The organism is Nocardioides sp. (assembly GCF_036401255.1).
GTDB lineage: Bacteria > Actinomycetota > Actinomycetes > Propionibacteriales > Nocardioidaceae > Nocardioides.
This window is the reverse complement of the sequence record NZ_DASWVI010000109.1, coordinates 1-21,165: the sequence shown is the minus strand read 5'-3', so window position 1 is coordinate 21,165 and position 21,165 is coordinate 1. Positions and strand designations below refer to the sequence as shown.

Annotated in this window: 20 protein-coding genes; 13 read left to right on the top strand and 7 right to left on the bottom strand. The window is 72.5% G+C overall.

Going from position 1 to position 21,165, the window contains the following annotated elements:
- Both VGD85_RS05080 and leuA read left to right on the top strand, forming a co-directional pair.
- The coding region (locus VGD85_RS05080; protein WP_331062360.1) for an alcohol dehydrogenase catalytic domain-containing protein at window positions 1-1,104 on the top strand (1,104 nt) is incomplete at its 5' end.
- Window positions 1,105-1,314: 210 nt separating this feature from the next.
- A complete protein-coding gene (leuA, locus tag VGD85_RS05075) occupies window positions 1,315-3,024 on the top strand; it encodes a 2-isopropylmalate synthase (RefSeq protein ID WP_331062359.1) in 1,710 nt (569 codons plus the stop codon).
- 12 nt (window positions 3,025-3,036) lie between these two features.
- Here leuA and VGD85_RS05070 read toward each other — a convergent pair whose 3' ends face one another.
- Window positions 3,037-5,793, bottom strand: a complete 2,757-nt coding sequence (locus VGD85_RS05070; RefSeq protein ID WP_331062358.1) for an ATP-binding protein — start codon at window positions 5,791-5,793, stop codon at window positions 3,037-3,039.
- 69 nt (window positions 5,794-5,862) lie between these two features.
- On the opposite strand from VGD85_RS05070, the gene VGD85_RS05065 reads away from it, so the two are divergent.
- Genes VGD85_RS05065 through VGD85_RS05050 form a run of 4 tightly spaced genes read left to right on the top strand, consistent with a single transcriptional unit; the run spans window position 5,863 to window position 9,969 of the window.
- On the top strand, window positions 5,863-6,720 hold the full coding sequence (locus VGD85_RS05065; protein WP_331062357.1) for an alpha/beta fold hydrolase: 858 nt from the start codon (window positions 5,863-5,865) through the stop codon (window positions 6,718-6,720).
- Window positions 6,721-6,749: 29 nt separating this feature from the next.
- Window positions 6,750-7,487, top strand: a complete 738-nt coding sequence (gene recO, locus VGD85_RS05060) for a DNA repair protein RecO (RefSeq protein ID WP_331062356.1) — start codon at window positions 6,750-6,752, stop codon at window positions 7,485-7,487.
- A 49-nt stretch (window positions 7,488-7,536) separates the two neighbouring features.
- Complete coding sequence (locus VGD85_RS05055) at window positions 7,537-8,352, top strand: isoprenyl transferase (protein WP_331062355.1); 816 nt, start codon at window positions 7,537-7,539, stop codon at window positions 8,350-8,352.
- Between the two features lie 9 nt (window positions 8,353-8,361).
- A complete protein-coding gene (locus VGD85_RS05050; RefSeq protein ID WP_331062354.1) occupies window positions 8,362-9,969 on the top strand; it encodes an ATP-binding protein in 1,608 nt (535 codons plus the stop codon).
- 12 nt (window positions 9,970-9,981) lie between these two features.
- On the opposite strand, the gene VGD85_RS05045 is transcribed toward VGD85_RS05050, so the two are convergent.
- Genes VGD85_RS05045 through VGD85_RS05030 form a run of 4 tightly spaced genes read right to left on the bottom strand, consistent with a single transcriptional unit; the run spans window position 9,982 to window position 13,157 of the window.
- Window positions 9,982-10,395: a Fur family transcriptional regulator gene (locus VGD85_RS05045; protein ID WP_331062353.1), complete on the bottom strand. Its 414-nt coding sequence runs from the start codon at window positions 10,393-10,395 to the stop codon at window positions 9,982-9,984.
- Complete coding sequence (locus VGD85_RS05040) at window positions 10,382-11,395, bottom strand: metal ABC transporter permease (protein WP_331062352.1); 1,014 nt, start codon at window positions 11,393-11,395, stop codon at window positions 10,382-10,384. The genes VGD85_RS05045 and VGD85_RS05040 overlap by 14 nt, the downstream gene beginning before the upstream one ends.
- Window positions 11,392-12,246, bottom strand: a complete 855-nt coding sequence (locus VGD85_RS05035) for a metal ABC transporter ATP-binding protein (RefSeq protein ID WP_331062351.1) — start codon at window positions 12,244-12,246, stop codon at window positions 11,392-11,394. Before VGD85_RS05035 ends, VGD85_RS05040 begins: the two co-directional genes overlap by 4 nt.
- Window positions 12,243-13,157 (bottom strand): metal ABC transporter substrate-binding protein, encoded by a 915-nt coding sequence (locus VGD85_RS05030; RefSeq protein ID WP_331062350.1) that lies wholly within the window; start codon window positions 13,155-13,157, stop codon window positions 12,243-12,245. The genes VGD85_RS05035 and VGD85_RS05030 overlap by 4 nt, the downstream gene beginning before the upstream one ends.
- A gap of 61 nt (window positions 13,158-13,218) precedes the next feature.
- Here VGD85_RS05030 and VGD85_RS05025 point away from each other — a divergent pair, with 61 nt between their 5' ends.
- The 5 genes from VGD85_RS05025 (at window position 13,219) to VGD85_RS05005 (ending at window position 18,011) form a co-directional block, all read left to right on the top strand.
- A complete protein-coding gene (locus tag VGD85_RS05025) occupies window positions 13,219-13,539 on the top strand; it encodes an antibiotic biosynthesis monooxygenase family protein (protein WP_331062349.1) in 321 nt (106 codons plus the stop codon).
- A gap of 60 nt (window positions 13,540-13,599) precedes the next feature.
- On the top strand, window positions 13,600-15,012 hold the full coding sequence (locus tag VGD85_RS05020) for a glycine--tRNA ligase (protein ID WP_331062348.1): 1,413 nt from the start codon (window positions 13,600-13,602) through the stop codon (window positions 15,010-15,012).
- 26 nt (window positions 15,013-15,038) lie between these two features.
- Window positions 15,039-15,758 carry a hypothetical protein gene (locus tag VGD85_RS05015; protein ID WP_331062347.1) on the top strand — a complete coding sequence of 240 codons (720 nt, stop codon included), beginning with the start codon at window positions 15,039-15,041 and terminating at the stop codon, window positions 15,756-15,758.
- A gap of 36 nt (window positions 15,759-15,794) precedes the next feature.
- Window positions 15,795-16,979: a tRNA dihydrouridine synthase DusB gene (gene dusB, locus VGD85_RS05010; RefSeq protein ID WP_331062346.1), complete on the top strand. Its 1,185-nt coding sequence runs from the start codon at window positions 15,795-15,797 to the stop codon at window positions 16,977-16,979.
- 147 nt (window positions 16,980-17,126) lie between these two features.
- Window positions 17,127-18,011: a mucin-2 protein gene (locus tag VGD85_RS05005; RefSeq protein ID WP_331062345.1), complete on the top strand. Its 885-nt coding sequence runs from the start codon at window positions 17,127-17,129 to the stop codon at window positions 18,009-18,011.
- Here VGD85_RS05005 and VGD85_RS05000 read toward each other — a convergent pair whose 3' ends face one another.
- Together VGD85_RS05000 and VGD85_RS04995 are read right to left on the bottom strand one after the other, a co-directional pair.
- A complete protein-coding gene (locus VGD85_RS05000) occupies window positions 18,012-18,371 on the bottom strand; it encodes a type II toxin-antitoxin system VapC family toxin (protein ID WP_331062344.1) in 360 nt (119 codons plus the stop codon). It abuts the gene before it with no gap.
- A 14-nt stretch (window positions 18,372-18,385) separates the two neighbouring features.
- The gene (locus VGD85_RS04995; protein WP_331062343.1) at window positions 18,386-19,072 is read right to left on the bottom strand and encodes a HEAT repeat domain-containing protein; all 687 of its coding nucleotides are present in this window, start codon (window positions 19,070-19,072) and stop codon (window positions 18,386-18,388) included.
- A gap of 81 nt (window positions 19,073-19,153) precedes the next feature.
- Here VGD85_RS04995 and VGD85_RS04990 point away from each other — a divergent pair, with 81 nt between their 5' ends.
- Together VGD85_RS04990 and VGD85_RS04985 are read left to right on the top strand one after the other, a co-directional pair.
- The gene (locus tag VGD85_RS04990) at window positions 19,154-20,422 is read left to right on the top strand and encodes a deoxyguanosinetriphosphate triphosphohydrolase (RefSeq protein ID WP_331062342.1); all 1,269 of its coding nucleotides are present in this window, start codon (window positions 19,154-19,156) and stop codon (window positions 20,420-20,422) included.
- A complete protein-coding gene (locus tag VGD85_RS04985; RefSeq protein ID WP_331062341.1) occupies window positions 20,419-20,880 on the top strand; it encodes a phosphotransferase-like protein in 462 nt (153 codons plus the stop codon). The genes VGD85_RS04990 and VGD85_RS04985 overlap by 4 nt, the downstream gene beginning before the upstream one ends.
- The last annotated feature ends 285 nt before the right edge of the window (window positions 20,881-21,165 follow it).

The following is a 21,165-nucleotide window of genomic DNA, read 5'->3' as shown; positions in this document are numbered from 1 at the left end:
GATGCGATCATCCGAGTCACCACGACCGGGCTCTGTGGCTCCGACCTGCACCTGTACGACCCGCTGACGCCGTTCATGACGCCGGGGGACATCGTCGGCCACGAGCCGATGGGTGTCGTGGAGGAGGTCGGGTCGGAGGTGACCGAGCTCGCGGTGGGCGATCGGGTGGTCGTGCCGTTCAACATCAGCTGCGGCTCTTGCTGGATGTGCGAGCGGCACCTCTACAGCCAGTGCGAGACGACCCAGAACCGCGAGACCGGCACCGGTGCCAGCCTGTTCGGCTACAGCTCGCTGTACGGCGCCGTCCCCGGTGGGCAGGCCCAGCTGCTGCGGGTCCCGTTCGCGAACTTCCTGCCGGTGAAGGTGCCCGAGGGCCCCTCGGACGACCGCTTCGTCTACCTCTCGGACGTGCTCCCCACCGCGTGGCAGGGCGTGCACTACGCCGAGGTGGCCGACGGCGGGACGCTGCTCGTGCTCGGCGCCGGCCCGATCGGCGACATGGCCTCGCGGATCGCGATGCACCGCGGCCTCCGGGTGATCGTGGTCGACCGGGTCCCGGAGCGGTTGGAGCGGGTGGCCGCGCGCGGTGCGGAGACCATCGACCTCGACGCGATCGACGACATCGCCGAGCGGGTGCGCGAGCTCACCGGCGGTCGCGGCGCCGACAGCGTGCTGGAGGCGGTCGGCATGGAGGCCCACGGCTCGCCGGTCGCGGAGACGGTCCAGAAGTCGCTGCGGCTGCTGCCGAAGAAGCTGCAGCAGCTGATGATGACCAACATGAGCGTCGAGCGGCTCTCGGCCCTCTACCTGGCCTTCGAGGCCGTCCGGCGCGGCGGCACGGTCTCGATCTCGGGTGTGTACGGCGGGGCCGCGGACCCGATGCCGATGATGCAGCTGTTCGATAAGCAGCTGCAGCTGCGCATGGGGCAGGCCAACGTACGGCGGTGGACCGGCGAGATCCTCGACCTGCTCCAGCGCGACGACGACGTGCTCGGCGTCGAGGGGTTCGCCACCCACCACCTGCCGCTCGACGCCGCACCCGAGGCCTACGCGAAGTTCCAGGCCAAGGACGACGGCATGGTCAAGGTGCTGTTCCGGCCCTGACCGGCACCGGCACCGGTAGCGGGGCCCGTCTCGACGGGTGTCCGGGTCCCGGGCATCGGCTGCGGTGCCGGAGGCGGTCGGCTACAGTGGCCGGGTCATGACGTACCGCCTCCTCCTTCGCTGCCGCAGCGAGGTCTGAGCCCCTGCCGGACCCCCTCGTTGCGGAGTGAGAGCGCGCGCCGGCACCGCACCCACTCGAGCGAGGACCTCATGACCATTCCCCAGCAGCAGCCCAGCGGTATGCCGTTCCAGCGCTATCGGCCGGTCCCGCCGATCGACCTGCCCGACCGCACCTGGCCGGGCCGGACCATCACCCAGGCGCCGCGGTGGCTCTCCACCGACCTGCGCGACGGCAACCAGGCGCTGATCGACCCGATGTCGCCGGCGCGCAAGATGAAGATGTTCGACCTCCTGGTCCGGATGGGCTACAAGGAGATCGAGGTCGGCTTCCCGTCGGCGAGCGAGACCGACTTCAGCTTCGTGCGGCAGCTCATCGAGGGCGACCACATCCCCGACGACGTGACGATCTCGGTGCTGACGCAGGCGCGTGAGGACCTGATCGAGCGCAGTGTGCAGTCGCTGATCGGCGTACCCCGCGCGAACATCCACCTCTACAACGCGCTCGCGCCGCTGTTCCGCCGCGTCGTGTTCCGCGCCAGCAAGGACGAGGTCAAGGACATCGCGGTCCGCGGCACCCAGCTGGTGATGAAGCACGTCGAGAGCAACCTCGACACCACGGTCATCGGCTACGAGTACAGCCCCGAGATCTTCACCAGCACCGAGCTGCCGTTCTCGGTGGAGGTCTGCGAGGCCGTCTCCGACGTGTGGCAGCCCGACGACGGCCGCGAGATCATCCTCAACCTGCCCGCCACCGTCGAGGTCGCGACCCCCAACGTGTACGCCGACCAGATCGAGTGGTTCTCCCGCCAGCTGACCCGGCGCGAGAACACCGTGATCTCGCTGCACCCTCACAACGACCGCGGCACCGCGGTCGCGGCCACCGAGCTCGCGGTGATGGCCGGTGCCGACCGCGTCGAGGGCTGCCTGTTCGGCCACGGCGAGCGCACCGGCAACGTCGACCTCGTCACGCTGGCGCTCAACCTGTTCAGCCAGGGCGTCGACCCGCAGGTCGACCTCTCCGACATCGACGAGATCCGCCGCACGGTCGAGTACTGCACCCAGCTGCCGGTGCACCCGCGGCACCCCTACGCCGGCGACCTGGTCTACACGGCGTTCTCCGGCTCCCACCAGGACGCGATCAAGAAGGGCCTCGAGGACCTCGACCGCCAGGCCGAGGAGCAGGGGGTGTCGGTGCGCGAGCTGCCCTGGGAGGCGCCGTACCTGCCGATCGACCCCAAGGACGTCGGCCGCACCTACGAGGCCGTGATCCGCGTCAACAGCCAGTCCGGCAAGGGCGGCGTGGCCTACCTGCTCAAGGCCGAGCACAAGCTCGACCTGCCCCGGCGCGCACAGATCGAGTTCAGCCGGGTCGTCCAGGAGCGCACCGATGCCGAGGGCGGCGAGCTCACCGCGGACGAGATCTGGGGCATCTTCCGCGCCGAGTACCTCGACCGCGAGACGCCGTTGAAGCTCAACTCGGTGCACACCTCCTCGGCAGCGGGGGAGAAGGACGCCCTCGCCGTCAACGTCTACGTCGACGGCGAGATCCGCACGCTCCATGGCGAGGGCAACGGACCGATCGCGGCATTCGTCAACGCGATCAACGAGCTGCCGAACGACTGGGACGTCCGGGTCCTCGACTACGCCGAGCACGCGCTCTCGGCCGGTGGCGACGCCCAGGCGGCGGCGTACGTCGAGTGTCTCGTGCGCGACCAGGTCTACTGGGGGGTCGGTGTCGACGCCAACATCGTCACCGCCTCGCTGAAGGCCGTGATCAGCGCAGTCAACAGGACGCAGTAGCCGGAGGACTCATCACCGCGCGAGGGGCAGTCGCACGGTGAACGTGGTGCCCTGGAGGTGGGCGGAGTCGACATCGATCCGCCCACCATGGGCGGCGACGATCGCGGCGACGATCGAGAGGCCCAGCCCGGTGCCCTGGATCGCGCGCTCCTGCGCGGTCGAGGACCGGAAGAACCGCTGGAACAGGCTGGGCTGCTCCTCGGGCGGGATCCCGATGCCGGTGTCGGTGACCCGCACCCACGCCTCGTCGTCGTGGCGCTCGACGCGGCACTCGATGCGGCCGCCGTCCTCGGTGAACTTCACGGCGTTGCCGAGCAGGTTGATCAGCACGCGCTCGAGCTGGGTCCGGTCGCCGAGCACCAGCACGGGCTCGGGGGCGGTCAGCGAGAGCTCGAGGTCGCGACCGGCCAGGCCCGGGCGGACGGCCTCCTCGACCGCGGGGAGCACGGTCGCCAGGTCGATCGTCTCGTGCTCCCACCCCGTGGCGCCGGAGTCCAGGCCGCTGAGCGTGAGCAGGTCGTCGCACAGCAGGATCAGCCGCTGGCCGTTGCGCGCGATGCTCTCGAGCATCGCGCGCTGTTCCTCGGTCGGAGGCACCACCGTGCCGTCCTCGAGGAGCTCGGTGTAGCCCACGATGCTCGTGACCGGCGTGCGCAGCTCGTGGCTGACCGTCGAGACGAACTCGCTCTTCGCGGAGTCGAGCTGGCGCAGCCGCTCGACGGCGAGCCGTTCCTTCTCCAGGGCGGCGATCAGCAGCTGCTGGCTGGCGCGCGCCTCGGTGACGTCGCGGCCCACGCACAGGTAGCCGACGCGGGCGGCGAACGCGTCGGCGGCCACGCTCAGCGTCATCGCGACCGTGCGTGCTCGTCCGTCCGCGCCGATCCAGGTCCAGTCCCGCGTCGGGGTCTCGCCCCCGATGTCGATGCCCTGCACCAGCCGCGCGAACGCCTCCTCGCCCGTGGCGCCGCCGCAGCGCTCGGCGAGCTGCTCGGGGTCGAGCAGGTCGGTGAACGCGACGCCGGTCATGTCCTGGGCGTCCAGGCCGAGCAGGTTGACCGCGCCGGCGTTGAACAGCGTGATCCGGCCCCGCGGGTCGATGCCGATGAGGGCGACCGCCGTCGCCGCGTCCAGCAGGTGCTGGTTGAGGCCCGCGGCGGTCCGTTCGGCCGTCAGGTCCGTGCCGGTGATCACGACGTACGTCGGGCGGTCGTGCTCGTCGCGGACGAAGCCGGTGTTCCACAGCACCCGTCGGCGGCCGCCGAGGCGGGTGACCACGTCGGTCTCGCGGCTCACCTGGCCCCCCGGCTCGTCGGGCAGCCCGGCGGGATAGCCGGTCGACCCCGCGGCCGCGAACGGCATGTCCCCGATCGCGGTGCCGACGAGGTCGTCCTCGTCGAAGCCGGTCAGTGCGGTGGTCGCACCGTTCACCCGCACCACCACGCCGTCGAGGTCGGTCACGAGGATCATCGCGGCCGTGGTGTCCAGGGTGGCGCTGGTGAGCTTCTCGGCCGCCTCGAGCTGCCGGCGGGCGTCGTACTCCGCGGTGACGTCTTGCAGCTGGGCCGCGAACGTCGGCTCCGGCTGGGTGGTCAGCAACGAGAGCGCGACGTTGACGCGGGCGCCGCGGCGCTCGCGCAGGCCCATCTGCGCCCGCCAGCCCTCCAGATCGCCGCCGAGCATCCGGGTGGCGATCACGTCGAGCCGCTCGGGCGTGTCCAGGATCTCGCCGAGGGTCCGCCCGATCGGGGAGCGCGGGCCGCCGATCACGCGGGCGGCGGCGTCGTTGACGTCGACGATCTCCAGCTGCGGGCCGTCGCTGCGCAGCAGCGCCATCCCGACCATCGACTCGGTGAAGTTGCGGCGGAACAGCCGCTCGCTGGCCGTGAGCCGGGCGAGCAACCGCAGGCGCATCTCCATCGCCAGCGCCAGCGGCGTCGCGACGACCGCGGTGCACAGCAGGTAGGCCTGGACCAGGGTGGCCATCGCGGTGACGCCGATCTCGCCGGACTCGAAGTCGGCGCCGAGGGGGCCGCCGCCGAGCGAGCTGAGGTAGGTGACCAGCGCGGCGAACGCGGTGACCTCCCACGTCACCGTGCGCAGTCCGAGCCGCAGGGCGGCCCACGCGAGCACCGGGAGCGGGAGGATCGCCAGGGCGAGCGTCTGGCCGGGCGCGAAGACCAGCGCCGAGACCGTGAGCAGGGTGACCGCCTGGATCGGGTCCTCCCAGGTGAGCCGGCGCTGGACTCCGCCCACGGCGGTCAGCGCCGCCGGGACGATCACGAGCGTCGAGGTGACGTGGGAGGTGTAGACCGTCCGGGCGGTGGTCCACGGGTCGCCGTCGACCAGCACGCCCACGGCGATCGGGGCGATCACCGCGATCGCGACCGCGCCGATCAGCGCGGCGACCACGAGTCGACCCAGGTCCTCGAAGGAGGCGAGGGTCGGCGGCCGATCGCCGCGTCGGAGCAGCGCGCCGGCCAGGACCGCCTCGGCCGCGTCGCCGATCCCGAACACCGTCGACACGTCCAGGTCACGTCCGCCGGTGAGGTTCGCAAGGGTGCACACCACCAGGATCGCGACGCCGACCAGCGGCCACCGGCTCTGCGGCAGGAGCGCGATCAGCACGACCGACAGCCCGGCGCCCGGCCACCACGCGGCGACCGCGCCGTGCTCGGGCGCGAACGTCACGGCGACGGTGCTGGCGGCGTACACCGCCACGAGCAGCGCGACCACGACCGGCCACGCCAGCTGGTCGCGCGGTGGGGACATGGAGGCAGTGTCATTCATCGGCGCTCCGAGTGCACGCACCCACGCAGGGCACTGGCCTAGGGTGCTGCCATGTTGGTGTCGGAGCGGATCGGGCAGCTGTTCGTCGAGACCGAGGCCGGCCGCGACCGTCTCGAGTACACCGAGTACGGCGCGGGCGACGCCTGGGTCGTGCTGCTGCCCGCGGAGCTGATGCCACGGCGGATGCAGCAGCCGTTGGCGCGGACGCTGGCCGGTCACGGCCTGCACGTCGTCACGCTCGATCCCCTCGGCCACGGCCGCTCGGACCGACCGGCCGACCCGCACGCCTACTCCGTCACGGCGTTCGCCGAGCAGGTCGCGGCCCTGCTCGACCACCTCGGCGCCGCCCAGGCCGTCGTCGGGGGCTCCGGCCTGGGCGCCAATGTGGCGCTCGAGACCGCCGCCATCGCGCCTGCCCGGGTCCGCGGGCTGATCCTCGACGCCCCGCTGCTCGACAACGGCGTCGAGGCCGGCATCGCGGTCTTCGGGCCGCTGCTGCTGGCGGCGCGGTTCCTGCCGCTCTCGGTGAGCGCGCTGCGGCGGCTGACGCGTCCGGTCCCGCGCGGCATCGTGCCGTTCTGGGCCGGCGTCGCGCTCGACACCTGCGACCAGCGGCCCCCCGCGATGGCGGCGCTGCTGCACGGCCTGTTCTTCGGCCGGGCGGCTCCATCGGCCCGCGAACGGCGCGCGATCGGAGTGCCGGCGCTCGTCGTCGGCCACGGAGCCGACCCGATGCACCCGCTCGCCGATGCCCGGATGCTCGCCGAGGAGCTGCCTCGGGCGACGTTCGTGCGGGCCCGCACCGCCCTCGAGTGGCGGCTCGCCCCCGGACGCCTCGACCGGGCCGCGATCACGCTGGCCACCGGCTGCTGGAAGACATCGCGCCGGCACCGCCGCACCGGCGCCTGAAACGGGCAGTCGCCCGGCAGAATGGACCCATGCTCTACCGCGACGAGGCGATCGTGCTGCGCACCCACAAGCTGGGTGAGGCCGACCGCATCGTCACGCTCCTGACCCGGCAGCACGGTCGGGTCAGGGCGGTCGCCAAGGGTGTCCGGCGTACCTCCTCGCGCTTCGGCTCGCGCCTGGAACCGTTCACCCACGTCGACCTGCAGCTGGCCGAGGGGCGCAACCTCGACACGATCACCCAGGCCGAGACGCTCACGCCGTTCTCGAAAGGCCTCGGGCTCGACTACGACCGCTACACGGCCGGCACGGTCATGCTCGAGACCGCGGACCGGCTCGTCGCCGAGGAGCGCGAGCCGTCCGTGCAGCAGTTCCTGCTCCTCGTGGGCGGCCTGCGGGCGATGGTGGCGGGGGAGCACGCGCCCGGCCAGGTGCTCGACTCCTACCTCCTGCGCTCGCTGTCGGTCGCGGGCTACGCGCCGTCGTTCGGGCACTGCTCGCGCTGCGGCTCGGTGCCCGCGGTCGGCGAGGCGCACCGCTGGTTCAACCCCTCGATGGGCGGCATGCTCTGCGCGACCTGCCGGGTGCCGGGATCGGCCAGCCCCGCGCCGGACACCGTGGCGCTGCTCGGCGCCCTGCTCGCCGGCGACTGGGCCGTGGTCGACGCGGCGGAGCCGCGCCACCTCAAGGAGGCCAGCACGCTCGTCGCCGCCTACCTCGCCTGGCACCTCGAGCGCGGCCTGAAGTCCATCGTCTACGTCGAGCGTTGACCCGCGGGTTCCGCCAGCGAGACCGCCGACGCGCACTAGGCTCGCCGACGTGAGACGAACCGTCCGCCGGCCCACGCCGCACCCGTCCGGAGCGCGACCGCCGGACCTCCCGCGGGACCTCGTCCCTCGGCACGTCGCGGTGGTCATGGACGGCAACGGCCGGTGGGCCAAGCAGCGCGGGCTGCCACGGACCCAGGGCCACGAGCGGGGCGAGCACTCGCTGTTCGACGTCGTGGAGGGCGCGATCGAGATCGGCGTCAAGGCCATCTCGGCCTACGCGTTCTCGACCGAGAACTGGACCCGCTCGCCCGACGAGGTCCGGTTCCTCATGGGCTTCAACCGCGACGTGATCCGGCGCCGGCGCGACGAGATGCACGAGCTCGGCGTCCGGGTCCGCTGGGCCGGCCGCGCCCCTCGGCTGTGGAAGTCGGTCATCCGCGAGCTGCAGGCCGCCGAGGAGCTCACCCGCGACAACGACGTGATGACGTTGACGATGTGCGTCAACTACGGCGGCCGCGCCGAGCTCGCCGACACCGCCCGCAGCATCGCCCGCGAGGTCGCCGCGGGCCGGCTGGACCCGGAGAAGGTCGACGAGAAGACCTTCGCGAGGCACCTCTACGTGCCCGAGCTCGCCGACGCCGACCTGGTCTGGCGCACCTCCGGAGAGCAACGGCTGTCGAACTTCATGCTCTGGCAGGCGGCGTACTCCGAGCTCGTCTTCACCGACGTCTTGTGGCCCGACGTCGACCGGCGGCACCTGTGGCACGCGATCGAGCTCTACGCGAGCCGGGACCGGCGCTACGGCGGGGCCGTGCCCAACCCCGTCGCCGTGCCCGGCTCCGCCGGTGACCCGGACCAGGCCTGAGCAACGCCCATGACGCGTCTCGGCGATCGGGTGGCGGTGCTGCACCGACGGCTGCTGTTCGCAGAGGAGCCGGACCCGGTGATGGTGCAGACCGTCTTCGGCGCGCTGTTCCTCACCGACCTGCTGCTGCGCGCGGCGGGCGGCTCGCCGCTCGCGCTCGGCTCCTGGCCGGTCGCCGGCCTCGGGCTGGTCATCGCGGTCTCGGCCGCCGCCGCCCTGGTGCCGTGGCGGGCTGCGGCGCCGTGGGTGGTCGGCGCCTTGCCGGTGGCCGACATCGTCGCGCTGGGATGCTCGCGCATGGACGCCGGCGGTGGCGCGACCGGGACCCTCGCGGTGGTGCCGGCGCTGTGGCTGGGTCGGCAGTTCGGCCGTCGAGGCGCTCTCGTGGTCTTCCTGGCCACGACGTTCCTGCTGGCGGTGCCGGGGCTGCTCTACCTGGGGGTGACCGGGGCGAACTTGACCCGGACGGTGCTGATCCCGCTGGTCGCCACCTGGGCGGCCCTGGCGATCTCCTACGCCGTCGATCGGGTCCGGGCCGGCATCGAGGTCATCGAGCACCAGCGTCGGGTCTCGCAGGCCATCTTCGACACCGTCGACGTCGGCCTCCTGCTGCTGGACCGCGACGGCACCTACCAGGGCATGAACCGGCGGCACGCCGAGTTCATGCGGCTGGCCTTCCCCGACGGGCACCAGGGGCGCTCGGGACAGCTGGGTGCCGTGTACGACGCGACCGGCACCCGCGAGCTGGACACCGAGGAGATGCCGACCCACCGCGCCAGCCGGGGCGAGGAGTTCGAGGACGTGCGCATCTGGGTGGGTCGCGACCCGCTGACGCGACGGGCCCTGTCGGTCTCGGCGCGGCGCTTCGAGGACGACGCGGGTGCCCGGGCCGGTGCGTCCCTGGCCTACAAGGACGTCACCGACTACATGCGCGCGCTCCGGGTCAAGGACGAGTTCGTCGCCTCGGTCTCCCACGAGCTGCGCACGCCGCTGACGTCGATCGTGGGCTACGTGCAGATCCTGCTCGAGCGCGACGACCTGCCGGCCGACGTCGTCGCACAGCTCGAGGTCGTCGCCCGCAACAGCGGGCGGCTGCACCGGCTGGTGGCCGACCTCCTGGAGACCGCGCGCACCGACCATGGCTCACTGCCGGTGGTCCGGCAGCCGACCGACCTCGCGGCGATCGTGCGCGAGTGCGTCGAGGCGGCAGAGCCGGCGGCACAGCGGCGCGGGATCGAGCTGGCCCACGAGGCCCCCCGCACGCTGGTCCTGCTGGCGGACGCGGAGCGGCTGCGGCAGGTGGTCGACAACCTCGTCTCGAACGGCGTGAAGTACACCCAGGCGGGCGGCCGGGTGCAGGTCACGCTCGGCATCGACGCCAACCGTGCCGAGCTCTGCGTGGCCGACACCGGCCTCGGCATCGCCGCCGCCGACCGGGAGCGGCTGTTCACCCGGTTCTTCCGCAGCCGGCACGCCGAGGAGCACTCGATCCAGGGCGTCGGTCTCGGGCTGAGCATCGCTAAGTCGATCGTCGACAGCCACGGCGGGCGGATCGAGGTCGAGAGCGAGCTCGGAACCGGGAGCGTCTTCCGGGTGCGGCTGCCGCTCGGCGGCTGACGCGCCCGGCGGTCAGCTGCAGCGCGCGCAGGTGCCGAAGATCTCCAGCGTGTGGCTGACGTCGGCGTACCCGTGCTCGGCGGCGATCGCACGCGTCCACCGCTCGACCGCCGGTCCCTCCACCTCGACGGTCGCCCCGCAGGAGCGGCACACGAGGTGGTGGTGGTGGCTGTCGGAGCAGCGCCGGTAGATCGCCTCCCCGTCCTCGGTGCGCAGCACGTCGACGTCCCCGGCCTCCGAGAGCCGCTGCAGGGTGCGGTAGACGGTGGCCAGCCCGACGGTCTCGCCGCGCTCGCCGAGCAGCTCGTGGATCTCCTGGGCCGAGCGGAAGTCGGTGAAGGACTCGAGGACCTCCGTGACCGCGCGGCGCTGACGGGTCGGCCGCAGCGGCGGCGTGGTGCCCGCCGGGTCGTCAGTGCTCGTCATAGTGCCTCCCGTGCGGGGCGTGCCGGTGGCCGTCGTGGACGTAGTCGACGTGGTCGCCGTGGGGGACCGCGACGTGGCCGCAGTCGTCCCCGTGCTCGTGGGGGTGCTCGTCGGTGTCGACGGCCTGGTGCGCGGCGGCGGCGACCACCGGGAAGGGCCGGCGCAGCCGCTGGCGCGAGCGCAGCCAGATGCCGACCGGCCACGACACCGTGAAGCAGGCCAGCGCGAGCAGCACGATCGCCGGCCCGGGTGCGACCGTCGTGCCGTCGGGTGCCGCCGCGGAGACGAGCAGGCCGCCGACGGCGGCCACGGCGCCGAGCACCATCGCCGCGAGCAGGGTGCCGCGGAACGAGCGGGTCAGCTGCTGGGCGGTCGCGACGGGCACGACCATCAGCGCCGAGACGAGGAGCAGTCCGACGGTCCGCATCGCGACGCTCACGCTCACCGCGGCGAGGACCGCCACCAGCACGTTGTAGACGCGGATGTTGAGACCCGCGACCCGCGCGAACTCCTGGTCCTGGGCGACCGCGAACAGCTGCGGGGCCAAGCCGATGCCCAGCAGGACCACCACGCCCGCGAGCGCCATCGTCACGAGCACGTCGGTGATCGACATCGTCGTGATCGAGCCGAACAGGTAGGTCTGCAGCCGGGCGCCGCTCTGGCCGGCGAGACCGGTGATCAGCACGCCGCCCGCGAGACCGCCGTAGAAGAGGAGCGCGAGGGCGACGTCCCCGTTGGCGTGGCCGCGCTCGCGGATGACCTCGATGAGGATCGCGCCGAGCACCGAGACGAGGACCGCCGCCCACACCGGCGAGACCCCGGTCAGCAGCCCGAGCGCGACGCCGGTGACCGCGACGTGGCCGATGCCGTCGCCCATGAGCGCGAGCCGGCGCTGCACGAGGTAGGTGCCGACGACGGGGGCGGCCAGGCCGGTGAACAGCGCGGCGATCAGGGCGCGCTGCATGAACTGCATGTTGAGCAGGTGCAGGTAGTCGCTCATCGGCTGCTCCCGCGCTCCGGGCCGTCGAGCGGCGCCGCCACGTGCGGCGCGTGGTCGTGGCGTGCGGGCTCGTCGTGGTGGTGGCCGTGGTCGACGTGGTCGACGTGCACCATGGCCAGGTCGGCGTGGTCGGCGCGGTGCACCTGCTCGTGGGTGAGGGGCGGCCCGTCGTAGGTGATCCGGCCGTCGCGCATCACCACCGCGCGGTCGATGAGCGGTGCCATGGGGCCGAGCTCGTGGGCGACCAGCACGATCGTGGCGCCGCGTCCGGAGAGGATCGAGAGGCTGTCGGCGAGCATCTGCTGGTTGGGCAGGTCGACGCCGGCGGTCGGCTCGTCGAGGAAGAACAGCTCGGGCTGTCCGGCGAGCGCGCGGGCGATGAGCACGCGCTGCTGCTGGCCGCCCGACAGGGTGGACACCCCGTCGGTGGCGCGGTCGGCCAGACCGACGACCTCGAGCGCGTCGCTGATCGCGGCGCGGTCGGCGCGGCCGAGTGGGCGGAACAGCGGGCGGTGGGTGAGCCGGCCGGAGGCGACGACCTCCCAGACCGACGCCGGGATGCCGGAGGCGGCACTGCCGCGCTGGGGGACGTAGCCGACGCGCCGCCAGTCGTGGAAGTCGTCGTACGGCGTGCCGAAGAGCCACAGGCTCCCCGCGGCCAGCGGGTGCAGGCCGGTCAGTGCGCGCACGAGCGTGGACTTGCCGGAACCGTTGGCGCCCATCAGTGCGACGAACTCCCCGGAGCGGACGACGAGGTCGATGCCGCGCAGGATCGGCCGGCCGGCGATCGCGACCGCGCCGCCGGTCAGCTCGACCACGGCGCCGGTGGTGGGGGGAGTGGGGCCGCTCAACAGCCGTTCGCCTCCTCCAGGGCGGTGAGGTTGGCCTGCATGAGGGAAAGGTAGTCCTCGCCCGACGTGCGGTCGGTCAGTCCCTCGATCGGGTCCAGCACCGCGCTGCGGGCGCCGGTCGCCTCGGCGAGTGCGTCCGCGGCCTTGGGACTGACGATCGACTCGGAGAACACCGTCGTCACCCCGTCCTCGCGGATCAGGTCCTGCAGCCGGGCCAGGTCGGCCGGGGTGGGCTCGGCCTCCGGGGAGAGGCCGAGGATCGCCGCCATCTCCAGCCCGTAGCGCTGCAGGTAGCCGAAGGCGTCGTGGCTGACGACGACCGTGCTCCGCTCGCACCGGGCGAGGCCGTCGGCGTACTCCGTGTCGAGCCCCTCGAGGTCGCTGCGCAGCTCGGTGGCGTTGCCGCGGTAGTCCTCCGCGTGGTCGGGATCGAGCTCGGCGAGCTGGTCGGCGACGGCGTCGGCGAGGTCGGCCATCAGCAGGGGGTCCAGCCAGAAGTGGGGGTCGACCTCGTCGGAGTCCACGCCGTGGTCGCGGAACGGGACCAGGTCGACGACGTCGGCGGCGTCGAGCACGTCCCCGGACGCGGTCTCGTCGACGGCGGCGTCGACCGCCGGCTGGAAGCCGCGCTCGTAGACCACCAGCCCGGCCTCGGCGATGTCGGCGGTCACCTCGACCGACGGCTCGAGGTCGTGGGGCTCTCCGCCGGGCGCGGTGAGGTTGGTGACGTCCACGTGGTCGCCGCCCACGCGCTCCGTGACGTAGGCGAGCGGGTAGAACGCCGCCGCGACCCGGACCGTGCCCCCGTCGGCAGCGGGCCTGCCGCCGTCGCCGGTGAACGCGGCACACCCGCTGAGCGCGAGTCCGCCGACGGCGAGCGTGACGGGGAGGGCGACGGCTAGTCTCTTCATGAGAACGATTCTCAACCCGGTTGAGAACCATTGTCAACTCGGCGTCGGATAGATTGGCGCGGTGCTGGTCGTGAACAGGTTCCGCGTGCCGCTGTCCGACGGGGAGTCCTTCCGCGAGGACCTGGCGATGGCGCAGCGCACGCTCGCCGCCTGTCGGGGGTACGCCGGCGGCGAGATCGGCCGCAACGTCGACGACCCCGAGTTGTGGGTGCTGACGACCCGCTGGGCCGACGTCGGCAGCTACCGGCGCGCGCTGTCGACCTACGACGTGAAGCTGCACGCGGTCGCCGTGCTCAGCCGGGCGATCGACGAGCCGTCCGCCTACGAGTCGGCCGAGCCCGGCACCACCCTCAATGTCGCGTCGGCCAGGTCGTTAGGCTGAGCCCTTCCGACAACCACCTCTGACCGGCAGCCAGCCGGCCAAGATCCGAGGAGCGCCATCGTGGCCAAGCCCCCGCCGTCCACCGTCGACCACGTCGTCTCGCTCGCCAAGCGCCGGGGCTTCGTCTACCCGTGCGGCGAGATCTACGGCGGCACGCGCTCCGCCTGGGACTACGGCCCGCTCGGCGTGGAGCTCAAGGAGAACATCAAGCGTCAGTGGTGGAAGTCGATGGTCACCATGCGCGACGACATGGTCGGTCTCGACTCCAGCATCATCTTGCCCCGGCAGGTGTGGGAGGCCAGCGGCCACGTCGACACGTTCATGGACCCGCTCACCGAGTGCCAGTCGTGCCACAAGCGGTTCCGGGCCGACCACCTCCAGGAGGAGGTCGCGGAGAAGAAGGCGCGCCAGGGCGAGGAGATCGACCCCGACGACGTCGACCTCAAGACCGTCGCCTGCCCCAACTGCGGCACCCGCGGCGCCTGGACCGAGCCGCGCCAGTTCTCCGGCCTGCTCAAGACCCACCTCGGCGTGATCGAGAACGAGGACGGCCTGCACTACCTGCGGCCCGAGACGGCGCAGGGCATCTTCATCAACTTCGCCAACGTCGTGACCTCGAGCCGGCAGAAGCCGCCGTTCGGCATCGCCCAGATCGGCAAGAGCTTCCGCAACGAGATCACGCCCGGCAACTTCATCTTCCGCACCCGCGAGTTCGAGCAGATGGAGATGGAGTTCTTCGTCAAGCCCGGCGAGGACAAGGAGTGGCACCAGTACTGGATCGACGAGCGCACGCGCTGGTACGTCGACCTCGGCATCGACGCCGACAACCTGCGCCACTACGAGCACCCGCAGGAGAAGCTCAGCCACTACTCCACGCGCACCGTCGACATCGAGTACCGGTTCCGGTTCGCCGGGTCGGAGTGGGGTGAGCTCGAGGGCATCGCGAACCGCACCGACTTCGACCTCTCGACCCACGCCAAGCACTCGGGCCAGGACCTGTCGTACTTCGACCAGGCCAACAACGAGCGCTACGTCCCTTACGTCATCGAGCCCGCCGCGGGCCTCTCGCGCAGCCTGATGACGTTCCTGGTCGACGCCTACCACGAGGACGAGGCGCCGAACACCAAGGGCGGGGTCGACAAGCGCACCGTGCTGCGCCTCGACCCGCGGCTCGCGCCGGTCAAGGTCGCCGTGCTGCCGCTCTCGCGCAACGCGGACCTCTCGCCCAAGGCCAAGGACCTCGCGATGGGGCTGCGCGGGGCCGGGTGGAACGTCGACTTCGACGACTCGGGCGCGATCGGCCGGCGCTACCGTCGCCAGGACGAGATCGGTACGCCGTTCTGCGTGACCGTGGACTTCGAGACCCTCGACGACCACGCCGTCACCGTCCGCGAGCGCGACACCATGCAGCAGGAGCGGATCGGCCTGGACCGGATCACGTCCTACTTCGCCGAGCGTTTCGTCGGCTGCTGATCCGCGCCCGCATGCACAATGACCGCATGATCCGGGTCCCCGCGCTGGTCGCCGCCGCCCTCGCCGGGGCGCTCGTGCTCTCCGGGTGCTCCGGCTCCGACGAGCCCGAGACGCCCACCGGCGACAGCCCGGGCGCCACGGCGCCCGCCCCGGCCACCTCCGGCACGCCGTACCTGCCGGTGCCCGACGGCGTCGAGCTGACCGAGCCCGGCAGCCAGCTGGCGGTGGGGGACCACGCGGTGGTCGCCTACGAGCCGCGCCAGGACCTGGTCGGCGCCCTGGACATCCAGGTCACCGGCCTCGAGAAGACCTCCATCAAGGACTTCTCGTCCTGGCAGCTCAGCGACGCCCAGCAGAAGTCCACCCCCTACTACGTGCGCGCCCGCGTCGAGAACGTCGGCGAGACCGACCTCGGCGGGCGCCCGGTGCCGCTCTACGTCGTCAACGAGGACAACCTGCTGCTCGAGGCGACCCCGTTCGCGAGCTCGTTCAAGCCGTGCCCGAGCACGCCCTTCCCCGACAAGTTCAAGCCCGGCGACATCGCCAAGGTGTGCCTGGTCTACCTCGCCCCCGACCGCGGCGACCTGGTGGCGGTGAGCTTCCGGCCCGAGGAGACGTTCAACCCGATCACCTGGACCGGCGAGGTGGAGAAGTACCAGCCGCCGAAGCCCGACAAGAAGAAGGGCACGAAGAAGGGCACGAAGAAGGGCAAGGGCGGCAACAGGTCCGGCGGCGCGAAGCGCTGATTTGAGCCGGCCCCACGGGCCCCGGACAATGGCGGCATGCCGCTGCCCACCTCACCGTCCCCGGGGCTGACCCTCGGGTCGCTGAGCGTCGACACCCCCGTGGTGCTCGCGCCGATGGCCGGCATCACCAACGCGGCCTACCGCAGGCTGTGTGCGGAGCAGGGCGCCGGGCTGTACGTGTGCGAGATGATCACCAGCCGCGGCCTGGTCGAGGGTGACCAGCACACCAAGGACATGCTGGTGTTCGACGAGCTGGAGACCATCCGCTCGGTCCAGCTCTACGGCAGCGACCCCGTCTACGTCGGCAAGGCCGCCGAGATCCTGTGCGCGGAGTACGGCGTCGCGCACATCGACCTCAACTTCGGCTGCCCCGTTCCCAAGGTCACCCGCAAGGGTGGCGGCGGCGCGCTGCCGTGGAAGCGCGGGCTGCTCGCCGAGATCCTGGAGTCGGCCGTCGCCGCGGCCGCGCCGTACGACGTCCCGGTGACGATGAAGACCCGCAAGGGCATCGACGAGGACCACCTGACCTACCTCGACGCGGGCCGGATCGCCCAGGAGTCCGGCTGTGCCGCGATCGCGCTCCACGGGCGCACGGTCGCGCAGGCCTACTCCGGCGCCGCCGACTGGGACGCCATCGGGGAGCTGGTCGAGCACGTCGACATCCCGGTGCTCGGCAACGGCGACATCTGGGAGGCGGCCGACGCGATCCGGATGGTCGAGCAGACCGGCGCCGCGGGCGTGGTCGTCGGCCGGGGCTGCCTGGGTCGGCCGTGGATCTTCCGCGACCTCGCGGCCGCGTTCGCGGGCGCCCTTCGAGACGCCTCGTCCCTCGGCTCCTCAGGAACCGAGATTCCGGGACTGCCGAGGCTGGGCGAGGTCACGGCGATGATGCGCCGCCATGCCGAGCTGCTGTGCCAGCACCTGGGGGAGGAGCGGGGCTGCAAGGAGTTCCGCAAGCACGTCACGTGGTACCTCAAGGGCTTCGGTGCGGGCGGGGAGATGCGGCGCTCGCTGGGGCTGGTCGACAGCCTGGCGTCGCTGGACCGGTTGCTCGCCGACCTGGACCCGGACGAGCCGTTCCCCGTGCGCGAGCTGGGGTCCCCGCGCGGACGGCAGGGCTCGCCGCGCGAGCGGGTCGCGCTGCCGGAGGGCTGGCTCGACGACGCCGACGGCCGCGGCCGGCACGTCCAGGAGGACGCGAACGAGACCACCGGCGGGTGAGCGGGAACACGCCGCCCGGGTCGGGGGGAGATTGGGACAGGCCCGCCGGGATGTGGTTGACTCGATCGGTCGTTGCCGTTTCGTGACCATTCGGGGGGTCGGAGAGGGCAGCAAAACCCCCGTCAGCAACAGCAAAGGATCAGCGCTGTGGCAGAACATCGCCACAAGCGGGACACCAATGCCCGCCGCCTGCCCCGAGCCGCGTTCGTCGCCGCTCCGCTCGCCGTCCTGGCGACCGCGTCCGTCGTGACGATGGGGGTGCTCGCCAGCAGTCCCGAGGCCCGTGACCTCGTCGCGCAGGACACGACCGCCGCCCGCGCCGACGTGGCCGATCTGATGGTCGCCACCGACCGGTCCGCGCCGGTGTCGCGCGCCGGCGCCCGGGTCGACACCGCCGAGCGCCGGGCCGACGCCCTGGCCGCCAAGGAGCGTGCGGCGACACGGCGCGCGGTCGAGAACGCCCACACCAAGCTGTGGACCACCACGGTCCTCAACCTGTGGTCCGACTCCGGCGCGGACGCGGTCCAGGTCGGCGAGGTCGAGGCCGGCAAGCACGTGCTGGTGACGGGCCGGAGCGCCGACGGGCGCGACGAGATCGTCTGGCAGGGCAAGTCCCGCTGGGTGACGGCCGGCTACCTGTCGGAGGACAAGCCGGTCGCCGCCGCCGCGGGCCTGTCGATGGCGCCCTGCCCGGACCCCAGCGTGGAGAACGGGCTCACCGACGACGCGGTCTACGTCTACCGGTCGGTGTGCCACGCGTTCCCGCAGATCACCTCGTACGGCGGCTGGGACGGTCACGGCGAGCACGCCTCCGGCCGGGCGTTGGACATCATGACCAGCGACGTCGCGCTCGGCGACGCGATCGCGGAGTTCCTCCAGGCCCACGCCGCCGAGCTCAACCTCTACGACATCTTGTGGCGCCAGCGGATCTGGACGCCCGAGCGCGCGGGCGAGGGCTGGCGCCCGATGCCGTCACGCGGCTCGGCGACCGCCAACCACTACGACCACGTGCACGTCGCCACCAACGGCTGATCAGCCGGCGAGCACGACGTCGACGCGGGCTCGCAGGCCCGGTGCCTTCGCGATGCGCACATCGGTCGTGACGAGGGTGGCGTCGAGCACCTCGGCAAGGGCGACGTAGACCGCGTCGTACGTCGTCAGGTCGTCCCGCAGATCCCAGACCCGTTGCAGCAGGGGCGTGGGGTCGTGCAGTGCGATGTCGGCCGCGTCGAGGTCGTCCAGGGCCACCGACGCCCGTGTGGCCGTGGTGTCCCCGGCGCGGACCAGCCCGCGCAGCACGCCTGCGACCTCGACCCCGAGGAGCGACGGCGCGTGCACCGTCACCTCGGGGTCTCGGAACCGGTCCGCGACCGCGGCGGCGGCGTCGCGCACCAGGAGCCAGGAGCTCAGAGCAACCGGGTGAGCCGGGTCTTCTTCAGGTTCTCCCGCACGATCCACGCGACGTCGGCGTCGGAGTCGTCGAGGGCCCAGAACGCCGGCAGCCCCTGCGCCGGGTCGGCCGCGACGGCGACGCTCCAGCAGTAGCCCAGCCCCTGCCGCAGGGTCCGCACGTCCGGGTCGCGGCGCCGATCCACCGGCAGGGCGGCCAGCGCGTGCGTCGTACGCCGGCACACCTCGATCGCCACCGCCGCCGCGGCCGGGCCCACGAGGAGCCGCGGCTCGCAGATCGCGGCCGCAGCGGCCCGCTGGACCAGCGGGTGCGGGTCGCACGCCCAGTCCAGCACGATCATCTCGAGCGCCGGCAGGTTGACGTCGCCGCACCGCTGCAGCGCCATCGCGACGGCCTCGCGGACCCGCCAGCGCTGGTCGGTGGCCAGCTCACGCAGCCGGGCCAGCACCGCCGGCTTGGTCGCGGTCGAGCCGAGCCCGAGGACACCGCAGAACGTGCGGAACTCGTCGCCGCTGGCGATCAGCTCGTCGTCGAGCTCCAGGTCGGCGAGGTCGGCGAGCGCCAGCGCCAGCTCGATGTTGCCGCGTGGTCCCGGCAGGTTCGAGTGCCGGTCGAGGTAGTCGGGCCAGGCGGTGCGGTCCAGCCGCCCCAGGTCGGAGCGGTACTCGTCGATCCGGGTCACACCCTCACGATCTGGATCCCGGGTGGTCGGTCGGTAGGGGCCGAGGTCCCGAGTCGCCGGGTCACACTAGTGTCTGCAGCGATGGAACCCCTGGAGCTCTACGACGCCGCCGCGCGCGAGCGTCTGGTCGAGGAGCCGCCCAAGCGCGTCGACGCCCCGGAGCGCACGCCGTTCGAGCGCGACCGGGCCCGCCTGGTCCACGCCGCGGCGTCGCGGCGGCTCGCGGCCAAGACCCAGGTGGTCGGGCCGCAGAGCGACGACTTCGTGCGCAACCGGCTCACCCACAGCCTCGAGGTCGCCCAGGTCGCCCGCGACCTGTCGCGCGCGCTCGGCAGCCAGCCGGACATCGCCGAGACGGCGGCGCTGGCCCACGACCTCGGCCATCCGCCCTTCGGCCACAACGGTGAGCGGGTGCTCGCGGAGCTGGGGGAGCCCTGTGGTGGGTTCGAGGGCAATGCGCAGACGCTGCGGCTGCTCACCCGCCTGGAGGCGAAGACCGTGGACGCCTCCGGGAGGTCCGTGGGGCTCAACCTGACCCGCGCCACGCTCGACGCCTGCACGAAGTACCCGTGGCCGCGGTCGGCCGCGGAGGAGCCGCAGGGGGTGCACGCCGACGGCTCGCCGCGGCTGGTGCGCAAGTTCGGTGTCTACGACGACGACCGCCCGGTCTTCGACTGGATGCGCCGGGGCGCGGTCGGCGGCCGCCAGTGCCTGGAGGCGCAGGTGATGGACCTGGCCGACGACGTCGCCTACTCGGTGCACGACATCGAGGACGGGATCGTCGCGGGCCGCGTCGACCTCACGCGGATCGACGAGGCCGCGGTCTGGGCGACGGTCCGCGACTGGTACCTCCCCAGCGCGACCGACGACGTCCTGGGCGCGACGCTCGCGGCGCTGCGGGAGGTCGGCAGCTGGCCGGAGACGCCGTACGACGCCTCCCGCCGCTCGCTCGCCGCCTTGAAGAACCTCACCAGCGACCTGATCGGCCGGTTCTGCGGCGCGGTCCAGGGCGCCACCTTCGCCGCGTCGAGCGGGCCGTTCGTGCGCTACGCCGCCGACCTGGTGGTCCCCGAGCACACCCGCCTGGAGATGGCCGTGCTGAAGGGGATCGCCGCCCACTACGTGATGCAGGCCGACGACCGGGTCGCGGTGATGGTGCGCCAGCGCGAGTTGCTCGCCGAGCTCGTCGCCGTGCTCACGGACCGGGGCCCCGACGCGCTCGAGCGGTCCTTCGCCGACGACTGGGAGGCCGCCGCCGACGACGCCGCGCGGCTGCGGGTCGTCATCGACCAGGTCGCCTCGCTCACCGACGCCAGCGCGCACGCCTGGCACCGGGCGCTGGTGTCGTGACGACCGATCGGCCGGGCCGGGTGGTGCTGCTGAACGGGCCATCGAGCTCGGGAAGAGCAGCATCGCCCGAGCGATGCTGGGACTCCTGCCCGACCCGGCTCGGCTACCACCGAGCGGTCTCGGCGCTCGCCTCGGCCGGCAACGACGTCGTCATGGACTACCCGCTGAGTGAGCCGTGGCGCCTTGCGGATCTCCTCGACGTGCTCGGTGGGTACGACGTGACGCTGGTCGACGTGCGCTGCCCGCCCGCCGAGCTCGACCGACGCGAGCGGTCCCGGGGTGACCGACCGACTGGCTTGGCTCGCTCCCAGACGCAGGTGTACGCACACGGGGACCGCGACATCGAGGTCGACTCGGGGGCAGACAGCGCGGAGTCCTGCGCACGGGTGATCGTCGACACCATGGACTCCCTGCCTTCGCCCAAGGCCTTCGACCGGCTCCGGGCGGGCCGCGGCTGACGCGGCCGTTCCCCCGCGCACCTGACGTATCTGTCGTGCTCCGGGCGGTCTGCGGAGCAGATACGTCTGGTGCGCGGGGGACGGCCCGCGGGCGCCGTACGCTCGACCACCGTGAGCGATCCTCTGGTCTGGCTGCCCTTCGATCCGGCCGAGCTCGGTGATCCGCCCGGCACTCTGCGCTACGAGGTCGTCGACCCCACCGAGCGGGTGCCGGACACGGTGGGGGAGGTGCGGTTCTACGTGCCGCCGTACCAGGTGGGCAGCCGCGTCGGCGAGGTGCTGCCG